The sequence below is a fragment of the Variovorax sp. JS1663 genome, from assembly GCF_002157355.1.
Lineage (GTDB): Bacteria > Pseudomonadota > Gammaproteobacteria > Burkholderiales > Burkholderiaceae_C > Variovorax.
The window spans coordinates 1-15,002 of sequence record NZ_LYMK01000062.1 but is presented as its reverse complement, the minus strand read 5'-3'; the positions used below and the strand labels follow the sequence as shown (position 1 = coordinate 15,002).

Annotated in this window: 14 protein-coding genes and 1 pseudogene; all 15 read left to right on the top strand. The window is 64.0% G+C overall.

Annotated elements, in window-relative coordinates; all coding sequences use genetic code 11:
- The first annotated feature begins 2 nt into the window (after window positions 1-2).
- Window positions 3-713: a hypothetical protein gene (locus tag A8M77_RS31420; protein WP_086925398.1), complete on the top strand. Its 711-nt coding sequence runs from the start codon at window positions 3-5 to the stop codon at window positions 711-713.
- Window positions 710-1,150: a hypothetical protein gene (locus A8M77_RS31415; protein ID WP_086925397.1), complete on the top strand. Its 441-nt coding sequence runs from the start codon at window positions 710-712 to the stop codon at window positions 1,148-1,150. Before A8M77_RS31420 ends, A8M77_RS31415 begins: the two co-directional genes overlap by 4 nt.
- Window positions 1,093-1,563 carry a phage tail assembly chaperone gene (locus tag A8M77_RS37540; protein ID WP_443273237.1) on the top strand — a complete coding sequence of 157 codons (471 nt, stop codon included), beginning with the start codon at window positions 1,093-1,095 and terminating at the stop codon, window positions 1,561-1,563. The genes A8M77_RS31415 and A8M77_RS37540 overlap by 58 nt, the downstream gene beginning before the upstream one ends.
- Before the next feature lies 1 nt (window position 1,564).
- Window positions 1,565-4,639 carry a phage tail length tape measure family protein gene (locus A8M77_RS31405; protein ID WP_086925395.1) on the top strand — a complete coding sequence of 1,025 codons (3,075 nt, stop codon included), beginning with the start codon at window positions 1,565-1,567 and terminating at the stop codon, window positions 4,637-4,639.
- A complete protein-coding gene (locus tag A8M77_RS31400; protein ID WP_086925394.1) occupies window positions 4,636-5,565 on the top strand; it encodes a hypothetical protein in 930 nt (309 codons plus the stop codon). Before A8M77_RS31405 ends, A8M77_RS31400 begins: the two co-directional genes overlap by 4 nt.
- On the top strand, window positions 5,562-6,425 hold the full coding sequence (locus A8M77_RS31395; protein ID WP_086925393.1) for a DUF2163 domain-containing protein: 864 nt from the start codon (window positions 5,562-5,564) through the stop codon (window positions 6,423-6,425). Before A8M77_RS31400 ends, A8M77_RS31395 begins: the two co-directional genes overlap by 4 nt.
- Window positions 6,422-6,928, top strand: a complete 507-nt coding sequence (locus A8M77_RS35755) for an NlpC/P60 family protein (RefSeq protein ID WP_143694837.1) — start codon at window positions 6,422-6,424, stop codon at window positions 6,926-6,928. Before A8M77_RS31395 ends, A8M77_RS35755 begins: the two co-directional genes overlap by 4 nt.
- Window positions 6,925-10,833, top strand: a complete 3,909-nt coding sequence (locus A8M77_RS31385) for a phage tail protein (RefSeq protein WP_086925391.1) — start codon at window positions 6,925-6,927, stop codon at window positions 10,831-10,833. The genes A8M77_RS35755 and A8M77_RS31385 overlap by 4 nt, the downstream gene beginning before the upstream one ends.
- Before the next feature lie 21 nt (window positions 10,834-10,854).
- On the top strand, window positions 10,855-12,018 hold the full coding sequence (locus A8M77_RS31380) for a hypothetical protein (RefSeq protein ID WP_143694836.1): 1,164 nt from the start codon (window positions 10,855-10,857) through the stop codon (window positions 12,016-12,018).
- 150 nt (window positions 12,019-12,168) lie between these two features.
- On the top strand, window positions 12,169-12,567 hold the full coding sequence (locus A8M77_RS31375) for a hypothetical protein (RefSeq protein ID WP_086925389.1): 399 nt from the start codon (window positions 12,169-12,171) through the stop codon (window positions 12,565-12,567).
- Window positions 12,564-12,878, top strand: coding sequence for a hypothetical protein (locus tag A8M77_RS35750; protein WP_143694835.1), 315 nt, complete (start codon window positions 12,564-12,566; stop codon window positions 12,876-12,878). The genes A8M77_RS31375 and A8M77_RS35750 overlap by 4 nt, the downstream gene beginning before the upstream one ends.
- Window positions 12,868-13,497, top strand: coding sequence for a glycoside hydrolase family 19 protein (locus A8M77_RS31370; RefSeq protein WP_086925388.1), 630 nt, complete (start codon window positions 12,868-12,870; stop codon window positions 13,495-13,497). Before A8M77_RS35750 ends, A8M77_RS31370 begins: the two co-directional genes overlap by 11 nt.
- Window positions 13,494-13,715, top strand: a complete 222-nt coding sequence (locus A8M77_RS31365) for a hypothetical protein (protein WP_086925387.1) — start codon at window positions 13,494-13,496, stop codon at window positions 13,713-13,715. The genes A8M77_RS31370 and A8M77_RS31365 overlap by 4 nt, the downstream gene beginning before the upstream one ends.
- 61 nt (window positions 13,716-13,776) lie before the next feature.
- Window positions 13,777-14,247: a DUF2514 family protein gene (locus tag A8M77_RS35745; protein ID WP_143694834.1), complete on the top strand. Its 471-nt coding sequence runs from the start codon at window positions 13,777-13,779 to the stop codon at window positions 14,245-14,247.
- A gap of 216 nt (window positions 14,248-14,463) precedes the next feature.
- A pseudogene (locus A8M77_RS31355) lies at window positions 14,464-15,002 on the top strand (hypothetical protein); the annotation flags it as partial.

Here is a 15,002-nt window from a genome sequence, read left to right as displayed (position 1 = left end):
GCATGCTCAACGTCTTCTTCGGCCACGACGAGCGTGCGGAGGCCGGTACCACCGTGTTCGTCCGCTCGGTGATCGCCCACGCGCGTGAGCCGGTATCGCTGACGCCGATCACCCGCATGGCGATCGGGAACCAGCCGGAAGGGTCGAACGCCTTCACCTTCCGACGCTTCCTGGTGCCGTGGATGCAGCAGTGGGAGGGCTGGGCGCTCTTCGTCGACGGCAACGACATGCTGAGTCGCTCCGACGTGAGCGAGATCCTGGCGCTGGCCGACGCCCGGATGGCCGTCCAGGTCGTGAAGCACGACTACCAGACGCGGCACCCGCGCAAGTACTGCGGCACGCCGATGGAAGCCGACAACCGCGACTACGAGCGCAAGCAGTGGGCGAGCGTCATGCTGATCAACTGCGCGCACTTCGCCTGGCGCCAGTTGACGCCCGAGTACGTGGCGCGCGCCGACGCCATGCACCTGCTGCAGCTGCGCTTCGTGCCAGACGACCGCATCGGCGCGCTGCCGCCGGAATGGAACTGGCTCGCCGACGAGCACGGCGAGAACCCGGAGGCCAAGCTCGTGCACTTCACGGCCGGCATCCCCGCATTCACCGCACACCACGACGCGCCGATGGCCAGCGAGTGGCGTGCGCACCTTCTCTCGGCAGTGACCGCCTCAGGCGGCGAGCCGGACCCGACCCTCAACCACCAGAAGCAACCATGAAATTCGACATCGATGCCCTTGAGCAATCCACGAACAACACCTTCGACGTTATCGTCGGCCACAACGAGGCCAAGGACGCCGAAGGCAAGCCGATCCCCGGCGATCCGGTTGGCTTCAAGGTGGTGGGCCCGGGCAGCGACCAGTACAACAAGGTCGAGCGCGACATCCAGATCCTGAACATCAAGGAAGCGAACATCCGGAAGGTCCCGACCGACATGAAGACCGACGAGGGCGCTGCCATCGCGGTCGACGGCGGCGATGCGCGGCGCGACATGGTGATCTTCGCGTGCACGGTCGACTGGTTCGGCTTCGAGTCGGGCGGACAGCCAGCCGCCTTCAACCGCGAGAGTCTCGCGCGCGTGCTCAAGGCGCGGCCGAACTGGGCCCGTCGCCTGCTCAACGCCATCGAGAACGAAGCAAATTTCGACGGGGCCTGACGGAGGCCCTGCTTGAGTTCGCCCGCGCGCATTTCGCGCTGTCCAGGCCCGACCCGAAGACGGGCAAGACCCGGCTCAAGCTGCTGATCGAGATCCGGGACCAGACGGGCATCGTGGCGCCGGAGCTTGCTTCACTGCCCGAATTGCCCCGCGAGACCGCCCACATTTGGGATTGGTACCAGGACCTCAGCGGCGCCCGCGGCGCTGGCTTCAGCATCAACGCGATCTCCTGGATAGATGTCTGGGCGTACTTCCAACTGAAGCGCATGACGCCGCAGCCGTGGGAAGTGCAGACGCTGCGCGCGCTCGACGAAGCCTTCCTACAGAGCCGGCTCGATGAGACCGCTGGCACCGTAAAGGGCGCCAAGCACCTGAAGAACCGAATGACGGGCAAGGCGGCCCGAGGGGAGTGATATGGCGGATGTGATCGGTCAGGCAGTCATCGAGGTCAGCGCGGATGCCTCTGGCGTCAGCGCTGGCATTGCGCAAGCGACGCAAGCCGTCAAGGGCTTCGAGCAGGTGGCTGCCGGCGCAGGCGCGAAGGCGGGCGCTGCGCTGAGCAAGGCGAATCGCGAGGCCAGCATCACCTCGTCGCAGCTCACGCGCGAGCAGGAACGTCTGATCTCGACGATCAACAGCTACTCCAACACCGTGGGGAAAAGCCGAGGCGAGGTCCTGGAGTTCAGGGCGGCGCAGGCCGGCATCACCACCCAAGTCCAGGCCCAAATCGCGGCGATCAAGGCCCAGGAGGCCGCGCTGCGCAGCAACGGCGCCCAACTCAACCGCTACGGCATCAGCGCAGCCCAGAATGCCGCGGCGCTGCGCGGGGTGCCGGCGCAGCTGACCGACATCGTCACGTCGCTGCAAGGCGGCCAGGCGCCGCTGACGGTGCTGCTACAGCAGGGCGGCCAGCTAAAGGACATGTTCGGCGGCGTGGTGCCCGCGGCGAGGGCCTTGGGCGGCGCGCTGCTTGGCCTCATCAATCCCTACACGCTGGTGGCTGCAGCGGTGGCGACGCTGGGAGTTGCCTACGCCCAGGGCTCCAAGGAAACCGACGAGTACCGCAAGGCGCTGGTGCTGACCGGCAACATCGCCGGCACGACGACGGCGCAGTTGCAGATCATGGCCCGAAACATCGACGGGATTGTGGGCACCCAGCACCAAGCCTCCGAGGCCCTCGCCACGCTCGCGGCGACGGGGCAAGTCGCCGGTACCGACCTCGAGAAGTTCGGCGCCACTGCCGTACGCGTCAACCGCACCATTGGCACCAGCATCGACGACACCGCGAAGCAGTTCGCCGAGCTCGGTAAGGACCCGGTCAAGGCAAGCGAGAAGCTCAACGAGAGCATGAACTACCTGACGCTGGCCGTTTACGACCAGATCAAGGCAGCCCAGGAGAACGGGCGCGAGCAGGAGGCCGCGTCGATCGCGCAGAACGCCTACGCAGACGCGATGGACAAGCGCACCGCCAAGCTGGAGGCGAACCTCGGGATCATCCAGCGCGCGTGGCGCGCCGTGTCCGACGTGGCGAAGGAAGGCTGGGACCAGATCCTGGGTATCGGCCGGCCGGACGGGCCCGGCGAGAATGCCATGCCGCGATGGAGCGCCGCCGCACTGCTGCCGGGCATTCTTGGCCCCGGGGAGATCGGGCGCGGCCTCCGCGGCCTCATCAACAACGCCACGACGAGCGATGCAGACCGCGAGGCCGCGGCCGAGACGCGCCGCCTCGCTGCCCGCTCCGAGGCAACCCAAGCCGCGCTCGATCGCGAGCAGGCCATCACCAACAAGATGCAGATCGACGCGCGCAAGCGCCTCGACGACCAGAAGAAGGCCACGCGCAGCAGGGCCGAGCAACGCGCCGATGAGATCAAGCAACTCGACCGCGACGCGAAGTTGGTTGGCCTCAGCAGCGAGGAGTACAACAAGCGTGTCGCGAATATCAACGAGAAGTACAAGGACCCCAAGGGTCCAAAGGCGAAGGCGTTCCAGGACGATGCTGCGACACGCGATCTGCAGCAGCAGCGAGAGATCGAGGCTTCGCTGCGCGAGCAACTCACGCAGTCGGAGAAGTTGACTGCGTCGCAGAAGGAACTTGCACGCTACAACCAACTTATCGCCGACTTGAAGGAAAAAAAGATCTTGACGGCCGACCAGAAGAGCATATTGGCCGACGCGGATCGCGGGCGCGTGCAGCGCGAGCTGAATGTTTCTCTTGAGAACGAGGTCAAGGCCCGCGAGAAGGCCACGAAAGAAGCCGAGAAGCAGAAGAAACTGGCCGAGGACTACGTGCGCGCGACGGAGGCGATGAACCGCTCCATCGAATCTGCCCAGACCAGCAGGAACGAGCAGTACGAGCGCGAACTGGGCGCCTTCGGGCAGGGCGACCGTGCGCAGCGGCAGATCGAAGCGCAGCGCTCAATCCGTCGGGAGTTCGACCGGCTGCGCAAGCAGAACAATGAGGAGGCGGCAAAGGCTGGTCCTCTGGCAGCCGAGAAGTACGAAGAGCAGGCGCAGCGCATCAACGATGCACTGCAGGCCGCCCTCGCGAGCCAGGAGAAGTACTTCGCCGACCTGAAGTCGAAGCAGGAAGATTGGCGCAATGGCGCGACGACGGCACTTGCCAACTACATCGACGAGATCGACAACGCTTCGCAGCGAGCGCAAGGCCTCGTGACCAACACGCTCGGAGGCATCACCGACGGCATCACCGGCGCCATCATGGGCGACAAGGGCAGCAGCTTCAAAGACATCGGCAAGCGCATCGCCGAGCAGATCACCCGCGGCATCGTTGAGCAACAGATCACGAAGCCGATTGCCGAATGGCTGCAGGGGAGCCTGAAGGACCAGGACTCGCTGATCGGCAAGTTCCTCGGCGGCCTGACCAGCAACAAAAGCACCGGCGAGAACTGGCTCGGCTTCCTAGGCCTGGGTGGGTCGAAGTCGGGCGGCGGCGCGGGCGCCGGCACTGGCCTGGCCAGCGTCGCCACGACATCGAACACCGCGGCGACATCGCTGGTGAGCCTCGCGGAAGCTGCGAACCAGGCGAGCTTCTCGCTCGGCGGCGCCGGCGGCGGCGGTCTCGGAGGTGGTGGTGCTGGCCTCCTGGACTCGCTGTTCACAGGTATCGCCGGCGCTTTCGGCGGTCTCTCGAACGGCGCAGCGACTTCGCTCGCGAATGCCTCCGGGGCCGGCCTGGATGGGCTGTTCCGCTACACCAACAACTTCGCCGGCCGCGCCTTCGGCGGCCCAGCGAATGCCGGCTCCATGTACGAGGTCGCCGAGAACGCACCTGAACTGCTCACCGTCGGCAACAAGACCATGTTGATGATGGGCAACCAAGGGGGACAGGTGACGCCGCTGAAGGCCGCAAAGGCTGGCATGACCCTCCACCTCAACCAGTACTTCACCGAGGGCACATCGCGAAAGACTGCTGATCAGGCAGCTCGATCGGCAGGGATGGCCGTGGAACGCGCACGGAGGAACGCATGAGCGGTATCGTGGTTCTTGAGGATGTGATCGTCCCGGAGTGCGTGCTGGCGGCGGCCGGCGCGTCTGGCAAGCAACGCCGGAAGAACGATCGAACCGTGAACCAAGGCGGCTACGCGACGGTCAATGTCGTGAACGACCGGACCCTGCGCGAGTACCTGGTGGGTGTGGTGGCGATGGAACCTGCGCTCTGGGCCGAGATTGAGGGCCTGTACGAGGTCACCGACGCGGGCGCCTATGGAATGCTCCTGAAGGACCCGAAGGACTCCTCGGTGACGCAGGCCAACGGCGCGATGCAGGGTTACATGGCTGGCGTCGAGTTCGGGACCCCAGGGTTTGGCAACGGCACGCCGCTGTACGGCCTGCGCCAACTCAAGAAGGCTGCGAGCTCGACACGGACCAAGGCCATCGTCCGCACACGTCCGAATGGCACGCCGTCGCTCTACCGCGGCGGCACACCGGTCACGCTCGGCGCCTCGCCCGGCAACGCGTCGCTCAGTGCGGCGCCGGTATATGTGACCTTCGTGGCGGACTCCTCGCAGAACGTGAACTCCGTAAGCGTCGGCGCAACGACTCAGGTGACGCTCGCCGCTGCGCTGTCCGGGCTTGTCGTCGGTGGCCGCCTCTGGCTTCAGGACCTCACCGGCGCCGATGCGTCGTTGCTCAACAATCTCAGCCACGAGATCACCAACATTGCTGGTGCCGTGTACACGCTTGCCACGAACACGGCCGGCAAGACGATCACGGCCGCCGGCACGGGCAAAAAGTACCCACAGCCGGACGAGGCCCTCACGTGGGCCGGCTCGTTCTACGTTCCGGTGCAGTTTGCCGACGACGACATGAACTGGGATCTTGTGAAGCCCGGCGAGGACGATGATCGGCTGATCTCTGGCAACTCAATTCTCCTCATCGAGATCCGAGAAGCATGAGCAAGACGATCTCGGTTGCACTCAAGGCCCACTACGCCTTGGGCTCGACGACCATCGCCCGCTGCTGGCGCTTTGAGCGTCGCGATGGTGAGGTAGTGACGGTCACAACTTGCGCGCGCGACCTCCTCATCAACAGCGAGGTCTACCGCTCCAAGGAGGGGCTCAACCCAACGGCCATCAGCCAGGAAGCGACGGCCGCGGTCGCGAACTCCGAAGTTAACGGCGCCATGGCAGCAGAGAGCGTCGACGAGGAAGAACTTTTCGCCGGCCTGTGGGATGGCGCCTTCGTCTCCGTCTTCGAGGTGAACTACCGTGACCTGTCGATGGGCATTCTCGCGTTGCAGAGCGGGAACATCGGCGATGTCAAAGCGGGCCGGACCGCATTCAATGCCGAGGTCCGCGGGCTCACGCAATCCTTGCAGAAGGTTGTTGGCCGGGTCTTCACGAAGGGCTGCCCTTGGAAGTTCGGCGATCCAGACACATGCCGCTTCGACGTGGAGGCTTTGCGCGTCACGGGCAGCATCACGTCGGTGACGAGCCTGCGCCAGTTCACGGACAGCAGCCGGACGGAGAGCGACGACTACTTCGGGGCCGGCGTGCTCACGATGAACAGTGGCCAGAACGAGGGCTTCCAGATGGAGGTCTACGCCTATGCCTCCGACGTGTTCACGCTGCACCTCCCGCTCCCGTTCAATCCAGCCATCGGTGACACCTACTCTGTCACGCCAGGCTGCAGGAAGCGTTGGGAAGAGGATTGCAAGACGAAGTGGAACAACGGGAACAACTTCGGCGGCTTCCCGCTGGTGCCGGGTTCCGACAAGGTGCTTGGCTTGGGCGGGACGGAGGGCACGAACCTATGAACTGGATAGCGGGCGCTCCTCTGGGCGCACTTGAGTTCGGGGCTCCTGCGGGAGCCCCTCCTGTTTCTGGGCCCGACATCGTCGCCGCAGCTCGGAAGTATCTCGGGGCAAAGTGGTCCCACCAGGGGCGCCGCGATGACGCGATGGACTGCGCCGGGCTGGTGATTAAGGTCGCTCACGATCTGGGACTCACGCAGTTCGATAAGACCGACTACCCGCGCCTTTCCTCGCCCGCTGAAATGCTGTCGCTGTGCCGCGAGCATCTCGTCGAGGTCGCGCGCGCGGATCTGCGAGTGGGTGACGTCGTTGTGCTGTCGTGCAGCGGCAACCCCCACATCGGGATCATCGGCGACTACAAGCCAGCGCCCGGCGTCCTGACCATGATCCACTCGCAGGCGCGCCACCCGCGCCAAGTGGTGGAGGCGCAGTTCAACGACATCTATCTGCAGTACGCGCGCGCCAGCGTGATCGGCTGCTTCCGCTACCCAGGAGTGACCGCATGAGCATGCAGTCGGTCTTGGGCGTAGTCGGAGGGGTGGTTGGGTCGTTCTTTGGCTACCCACAGCTCGGCTTTGTCGTCGGCTCGCTGGTCGGCGGCCTGCTCACGCCGAAGGAAAAGACTGAAGGCCCGCGGCTGGACGATCTCAAGGTCCAGGTCAGCACATACGGTGCCGGAATTCCGATCCTCTACGGCACTGAGCGCATCGGCGGTAACGTAGTTTGGTCCACCGACAAGATCGAGTTCGCGACGACGCAAGGGTCAGGGAAGGGCGGCGGCGCGGAGAGTACGACCTACACCTATTTCGTGCAGATGAGAGTCGCGCTGTGCGAGACGCCACGGGACGGCTCGGAGGTCCAACTCCTGCAAGTGTTTCGCGACGGGAAACTGCAGTGGGACTTCCGCTCCGGCATCCCCGTCGCTTCGGCGCTGGCGACCGAAGAGAACCTATTCGCGTTCTTCACCATGTACCAAGGGCACGCGGACCAGCTGCCCGACCCGGTCGAGGAGGTGTACCAAGGTGGCCCGGGCTCCGTGCCTGCCTACCGCGGCATGGTTTGCATCTCCATGAAGGGCATCGACTGCCCCGGCGGCCGCGTGCCGCAGTTCTCGTTCGTGCTGTCGACGAACGCGACCAGTGCGGTCGAGAAGCGGGAGATCATCGCTGCGCCGACAGACCTCGAGCCGCTCCAGTTCATGGGTGGCATCCCCAATGGGGAAGGGGCAGTTCACTTCATCGCCGACACAGTTACGTATGCCGCTGATCCAAAGCGTGTCCGAACCTGGAGTATTGGTCAGGACTACATCCAGCCGAACACGGTCAGCGTTTACCCAGATACCCATCCCAGCGATCCAATCACTGTAGTTGGAGGCGAACCTTCATTCGTGGTCTTCGAGTTGCCCAACTATCCTGTTGAAGAGGTCATGTCTCTCTACAGGATTGACGCGATCTCCGGGGATCGCGTTCACCTCTGGGACTTTGTCGAAGACGGGGAGACCATCTACGGGTACAGGTGGGCGGCTTTCGACGACGTGACCGGCAGGTTTGCCGTGGTCCCGAGGAACGGCTCGCCATCCACCAACATTGTCTTCGATGGGAATCTGGTGCCAGGGCCACCCGCGGGCATGGGGCCTCTCACGTTCCACCTCGGCGAGATGTACACGCTGTCGATCGACGGCACAACGGTAAGCCACTTGGTTGGCGGAACGTGGGAAGAGACCGCGGTCCCTGTGCCGTTCTATGGCGGCGACCTGAGTTCGCTGGTCGCTCTCATCACCAGCAACCAGAACGGCCTCTTTGTGCTCGTGCTGGCGCCGGATGGAATCGGCGGGATCTGGCAGTTGGTCAACGGGGCTTACGTGCTCTTGTGCGATGACGTTGGGCCGCGGCAAGGCGACGGATCGGATGCCTATCCCAACGCCAACTATTTGAACTACAGAGCGTTCTACTCGAACACGCGGAGCGCCGTCCTTGGCCCAAATTTACTTTTGGATACTGGGGAGTATTCTTACACGCTTGTCCGCTTCAATGTCGTTACCACCGATGAGGTGCTTGTCTCCGACATCATCGAGGACCAGCTCCAGCGCGCCGGGGAGACGCGCTACGACATCAGCACGATCGGCGCTGACACGATCCACGGCTACAAGATCCAGAACCCCGCGAGTGCGCGAGCAAACATCGATCCTCTGTTCACCGCATTCGCGATCTACGCAGTCGAAGAGGATGGCCTGATCCGCTTCAAGAAGTATGAAGACATTGTCTCGGTCGCCACCGTCTCTTACGACGAACTTGGTCAGGCCGAAGATGGTTCCGAGACCCCCGACCCGATGCCATTGAATCGCACGCAGGAGATCGATCTCCCGCGCAGCGTATCAGTGAGCTACGTCGAGGAGATGTTCGACTACCAGACCGCCACGGAGACCGCGGTCCGTCAGGTCACGGAGGCATCTGAGGATCTGCTGATCGAACTGCCGATCGCCACCAATTCGGATCGCGCGCGCACCACGGCCGAGTTGATCATGTACGCCCGCTGGCGGCAGCAAAACACGCGAAGCCTCAAGGTGTCGCGCAAGTTCGCTTTCGTCTCGCCGGGCGACGGCGTGACCATCGAGTACCCCCGTGGTACATATCGGCTGTGGCGTGTGATGAACTCCACGGACACGGGAGTGATGTGCGAGTGGAGCGTGGAGCCGGGGGACGCGGAACTCTACCTGCAGACGGCTGTCGGGGCGACCGACTATGTTCGGCAAGACGTGGTGCCGCTGCCGCCGCCCACGCGGGCGCAGATCCTCGACATTCCGATCCTGCGCGACCAGGACGATAACGCCGGTCTGTATGTGGCGATGGACAGTTACGCGGCGAGGCCGGCCAACGCCGAGTTGTTCGTTGGCAATGACGACAGCAATCTTGCGACGAGCGGGACCGTATCGCAGTCCGCGCCTATCGGCTTCGCGGAAAGCATCATTGGCGCTGCATCTCCTTGGCTCGTGGATGAATCAAGCGTTCTCACCGTGAACCTCGGTGACGACATGTTCGAGAGCGTCACGCGTGACGTCCTTCTTTCTGGAGGCGGCGAGTACTGGGCCTATGGGGCGCCTGGGCGGTGGGAGATCGGCGCATCTGCGACGGGCACCGCACTCGGTGACGGTCGATACGCGCTGACGCGCCACCTGCGTGGACAGTTCGGGACGGAGCGATTCACGGGGACGCACGGCGAGGGCGACATCTTCGTGCTTTTGCGGCCTGTCGGGATGCTCCGGCCGAACATGTCTGCCGGCGAGATCGGCACGACGAAGAGCTACCGCGCGGTCACCGCGGGACGGAGCTTGCAATCTGTCTCGTCGCAGCGCTACGCGAACACTGGTCAGGGCGTGATGCCACTCAGCCCGATCAACTTGAGGCGCGAACAGTCGGCCGACTCGATCACTCTATCTTGGGATCGCCGCTCGCGCCTCGCGATGAACAACCTGTACGGGACGCTGCCGCTGGGCGAGGCCTCTGAGCGCTATCTGGTCGAGATTTACACCTCCAGCGCCTACACGACGCTGGCCGGCAGCTTCACCACGACTTCTCCTGAACTGGCGCTGATCGCGGCGCAGCAGGCCGCCATGGGCTTCTGGCCCAGCTCGACGCTCTACGTTCGCGTCTACCAGCTGAGCGACGTGGTCGGCCTCGGCGTTGCGCTCGAAGACGACACATCACCGCCGTCCAGCCAGTACTACCAAGACACAGCCCTGCTGGTCCACGCCGACGACGTGGCCACGCCGACAACGATCCTGGACTACGGGCCATCGCATCTGTCTGCACAGCTCTTCGGCAATGCGCGAGTGAGCGCTGCGCAATCGAAGTTCGGCGGCGGCTCGATGGTGTTCGACGGAAGCGGCGACTGTGTCCTCTTCCCGGCCTCGACTCCACTGAACCTGACCACGGATTTCACGATCAGCCTGTGGCTCTTCCCAAACTCGTCAGCGGCGATTTCGCAAGTCGTTCTGTGCCGGGCCGGTGGCTTCAACTTTGCCAGCTATGAGATTGTCTGGGATGGCACGTCGGTCTACTTCGCCGGCTCTTCGAACAATGCTGGCTACGACATCGGCGGAGAGTTCACGTCTGGCGGTCTCCTTGGGACGGCCACCGTAGGCGCTTGGAATCACATCGAAGTTACCTGGGATGGCAACGTTTATCGCGGCTTCATCAACGGGTCGCTCGTGTGGAGCGAGACAAACAGCCTGACCCCGTACACGCCACTCTACGGCCTTGCACTTGGCGCCAACTTCAGCGGCGGCACTTGGGGCGAAAGCACGCCAACGGCTTCCCTGGATGGCTTCATTGACGAGGTGGAGATCCTGAACGGCGTCGCTCTGCACACAGCTTCGTTCACGCCGCCAACCGGCCCATCGCCCAACTACTGAAAGACAAGAATGAGCACAGCCATGCAACAGATCGCCGCTGCCTTTAACTGGCAGGAGCGGGTGAACGAGAACTTCCGTTCGGTGTCGCCGGCCGGGCTCTATGGCATCAACCCGGCGTTGACGACCGGCCTGGTGTTGGCCTACCTGGGCGGCAACTTCAACGGTGCGGCCGTCGCCAATGGGACCGTGTCGCTGACGGGAAGCACGACGAACTATGTCGTTGCCGAGCGTGCGACTGGCGATGTCTCTGCCAGCACAGGCACGACGGACTGGCTCGACGATACGAACTTCATGCAGCTCTACTCGGTGGTGACGGGATCGTCCACGATCACGACCATCGACGATTTCCGGCAGGCCTACGGCGGCGCGGGCGGTGGAGGTGGGGGTGGTGGAGGCAGCGACATGCTGTCTGTGCTGACCGCGTCAGAGATCTCGGTGACTACGACAGCAACGCTCACGCTCGGTCGCATGCATGTCTGCTCTGGCACGAGTGCCGACTACACAGTGACGCTGCCCGCAGCATCGGGGAACGCTGGAAAGTTCGTCGGCGTGCGCATGGCTCCGGGCCTCACGCGCTGGGTGACGGTCGATGGAAACGGTAGTGAACTGATTGACGGTGCCACCACGCGCAGGATGTGGGCTCGAGAGTCGGCGATTCTCATGTGCGACGGTACTGGCTGGGCGAAGGTGGGCGGGCGGAGCATCCCGCTCAAGTGCACCATGAACAAAGCCGGGACCACATCTATCGCCGCCGGCGCATGGACACTGATGCCAATGGACACGGTCGTGCACGACAACACCTCTGGCTTGGCAACCCCGATGGGTGACACCAGCAACGGCTGGATTCGTTGCCTCAGAGGTGGGTCGTATTCGGTGACCGGTGCTAGCAACTACACCGGCGTCACTGTCGGCAAGTTACAGGCGGTCGGCGTGATCAACAGAAAGTTGAGCGTGCCCGGCGGGTACAGCATTGATGACCCGCAGGACGACCCGATGGCGTGGCTCAGCCTCCCTGTCGATGCTGCCGGCTCTTGCTTCCTGAACGCATCAGGCAACTTCGACGGCGTGCTTGTCGGCGACTCCCTTGCAGTGACCACTTTCAATAACGACACAGTGAGTCGGAGCAACGCTTCTTCCAACACGATCAAGCCGTCGCTCTCAGTGTTTGAGATCTGCGATTGGTGACGTTGGATCTGGACCCAACAACCAACCTGCTTCGGCGGGTTTTCTTTTTCAAGGAGCCCCAACTATGGATCGGATCAAGGATTTCTTGCGGGGTGTCTGGCGCTGGCTGCGCGGCTGGTTCGATAAGGCCATCATCTGGATGGACCGACCGTGAATCAACCTCCTGTTGTTGACATCGTCGGCCTGTTCGTCTTCATCGCGGCCATCCTCTTCTCGCATGAAGTGGCCGCGGTTGTGGGTCCGTACATGGTGATCGTCATTGCTTCTACGATCGGGGCTTCATTCGCGCTGGCCAGGCGTGACAGGACCACACGGACGGCTGCGATCTGGTTCTTCACGCGTGTTGTCGGCCTCGCTGTGCTGCTCACGGTCGGGTTCGCGGCTATTGCGAGCGCCTACCGCCCTGATCTCTCGCCACGTGTGACAGTTGCGCCGATCGCCCTGATGGTGGGGTTCATCGGGGATGACTGGCCCAAGCTTCTGAGCAAATGCATGCGGGTGATCTACGGCGCCCTCGACCTCGTCCGTGGGAAGGGGGGCAGCCAATGAACGACCTCTACCTGTTCGCGATGGCGAACCTCGTGATCTGCGGGGTGATCGTTTTCATTTCCCTGTGCCGACTCAACGCCATGCAGAACGGGGTGCTTTGGCGGGTTCGCCTGGAATACGCCGGGTATCTCGGTGGCGCTGTGGCCTCCGGTCTTCAGCCGTGGTGGGGAGAGTACCCCGAGTGGGGTTCGATCTGCATTGCCACATCGCTGCTCATTGGTCTGCTGTGCAGCAATCGAGCATGGAGAGGTGACCGGCCTCCGAGATCTGCAACTGGTCCGATGCCCCTGGAGACCCTCGATGAAGATTGACCTCGAACAGCTCATGGTCTGCACCGGCGCCTCCTGGATCAACGCCGAGCGCTCGCTGAGCGGCATCAACCACGCGATGGCGGTCTACGACATTGACCAGACCGCAGACCGCGCCGGCATGTTCCTGGCCAACGTGGCGGTAGAGACCATGCACCTGAATGCGCTGCGCGAGCTCGGCGGCGAGAGCTACTTCCTGAGGTACGAGGGACGCCAGGACCTCGGGAATGTGCAGGCCGGCGACGGGCCCAGGTATCGGGGCAGGGGAGGGCTGCAAACGACCGGCCGCGCCAACTACGTAGCGCTGCGCGACCGGCTGCGCGCCAAGGGCATCGCTTGCCCGGACTTCGAGGCCGAGCCCGAAAAGCTCGAGCAGCCGGAATGGGCGTGGATGTCCGCCGGCGACTACGTCGAGATGCGCAGGCTCAACGCCAAGGCCGACATCGGCGACTTCCTGGGCTACTGCGTCGGCATCAACGGCCGGAACAAGCAAGGGCTGCCGAACGGCTGGGGCGAGCGCTGCGACAACTGGGAGCGCGCGAAGGCCACGCTGACCGCTGCATGGCAGGACGCCGGTGCCGATTCCATGTGGGGGAACGAAATCAGACGAGGTGCCCAATGAACAAGTTCTCGATCACCGCCGCGCTGTGCGCGCTCATTCTGGCCGGCTGCGCGACGCCGCGCGATGGCATTCGTGTCTCCGAAGAGGAAGCCATCGCTTGCAAGGCGCAGGGCTGCTCAGTTTGGACGCAAGACGAACTGATGGAACTGGCGCGCGAGATCTTCCGCCGCGGCGTCGAAGCGGGCAGGGGGAATATGGGCAGCAGGGGCTCGATATGAGTTGGCCCATCGCTTTCTGGCTCGCCCTGTCCATCGCCATCGTCCTCGGCGCGGTGTTCGCATGCTGAACCCATACATCTTGCTTGGCGGCCTGCTCGCCATCCTGGCCGCGGCCGGCGGCGGCTACTGGAAGGGCTCCAGCGATGGGGCGAACGGCGTGCAGACGAAGTGGAGCGCCCAGGTCATCGCAGACCAGAAGGCCGCGCTTGAAGCCGCCAACGAGAACCAGCGCATCGCCGCCCGCTGGAATTCCAACCTGATCGGAGCGATCAATGAAAGCCGCAAACGTGCCCAACTACTTGAGGCAGCTGCTGCCGGCGCTACTGCTGAGCGTGGGCGCCTGCTCGACGCCATCCGTCGCGCCACAAGTCGTCCAGTGCCCAGCGATCCCGGAAAGGCCAGCCCTGAGCCAGCCAATCCCCTCGCAGACGTACTCGGAGCGTGCACAGCAGAAGTTCAAGACTTGGCGCGAGCAGCTGACGGCCACGCCTCAGACGTCCAAACCCTGACCGATGGCTGGCCGGCGCGCTGAATTTCGCGGGGCCCGAGTGTGGCGCTAGGTCTGCGAGGTCTGCGGCATTGGGCCTGCCGTTTGTTCTGACCACTCGCTAGAGCTTCCCATGTCCGGAATTTTACCGGGCGCCGCCCCACTGCCCGCCACCTCAACCTCCGTCAAGCCCGCCTCGCGCGGGCTTTTTCATGCCCCGCCGCCGGGCTCTGGCGGCTACCCCCAGGAAAGCCTCATCACATGAAACGCTCGCTCATCGCGCTCATCCTGCCTCTGGCCGCCGCCATGGCTCATGCCGAGACGCTCGGCCCGGAGTGGATCAAGGTCGCCAACGAAGGCGGCACCTACCACCTGGTGCCCAAGCGCGTCGTCAAGTACGGCGCCGCCGGCAAGTACGCCCAGAAGACCCTGCAGGGCACCTTCACCTGCAGCAACGAGGTATTCGGGGATCCGGTGTTCGGGACAGTCAAGGCCTGCTATGCGAAGTCGCCCGGCTACGTGCCTCCAGAGGGCCAGGCACCGGCGGCCGGCACGAAGCTGGCGGAGGAGGGGAAGGCCTTCCAGGTCGGCGCGCCGACGCGCGTCTCCTACGGCCGGGCCACGACCACCGGCGGCCAGTACACGCGCCAGAGCGCGCGGGTCGAGAAGGTGGTGGCCGGAGCAGGGCAGTGCACGGCCGAGTTCTTCGGCAAAGACCCGGCGCCCGGGTTCACCAAGAACTGCGTCTCCTACGGCGCGGCGGACGCGCCGACCTGGAAGGCCTTCCCCTCCTCCGCCAG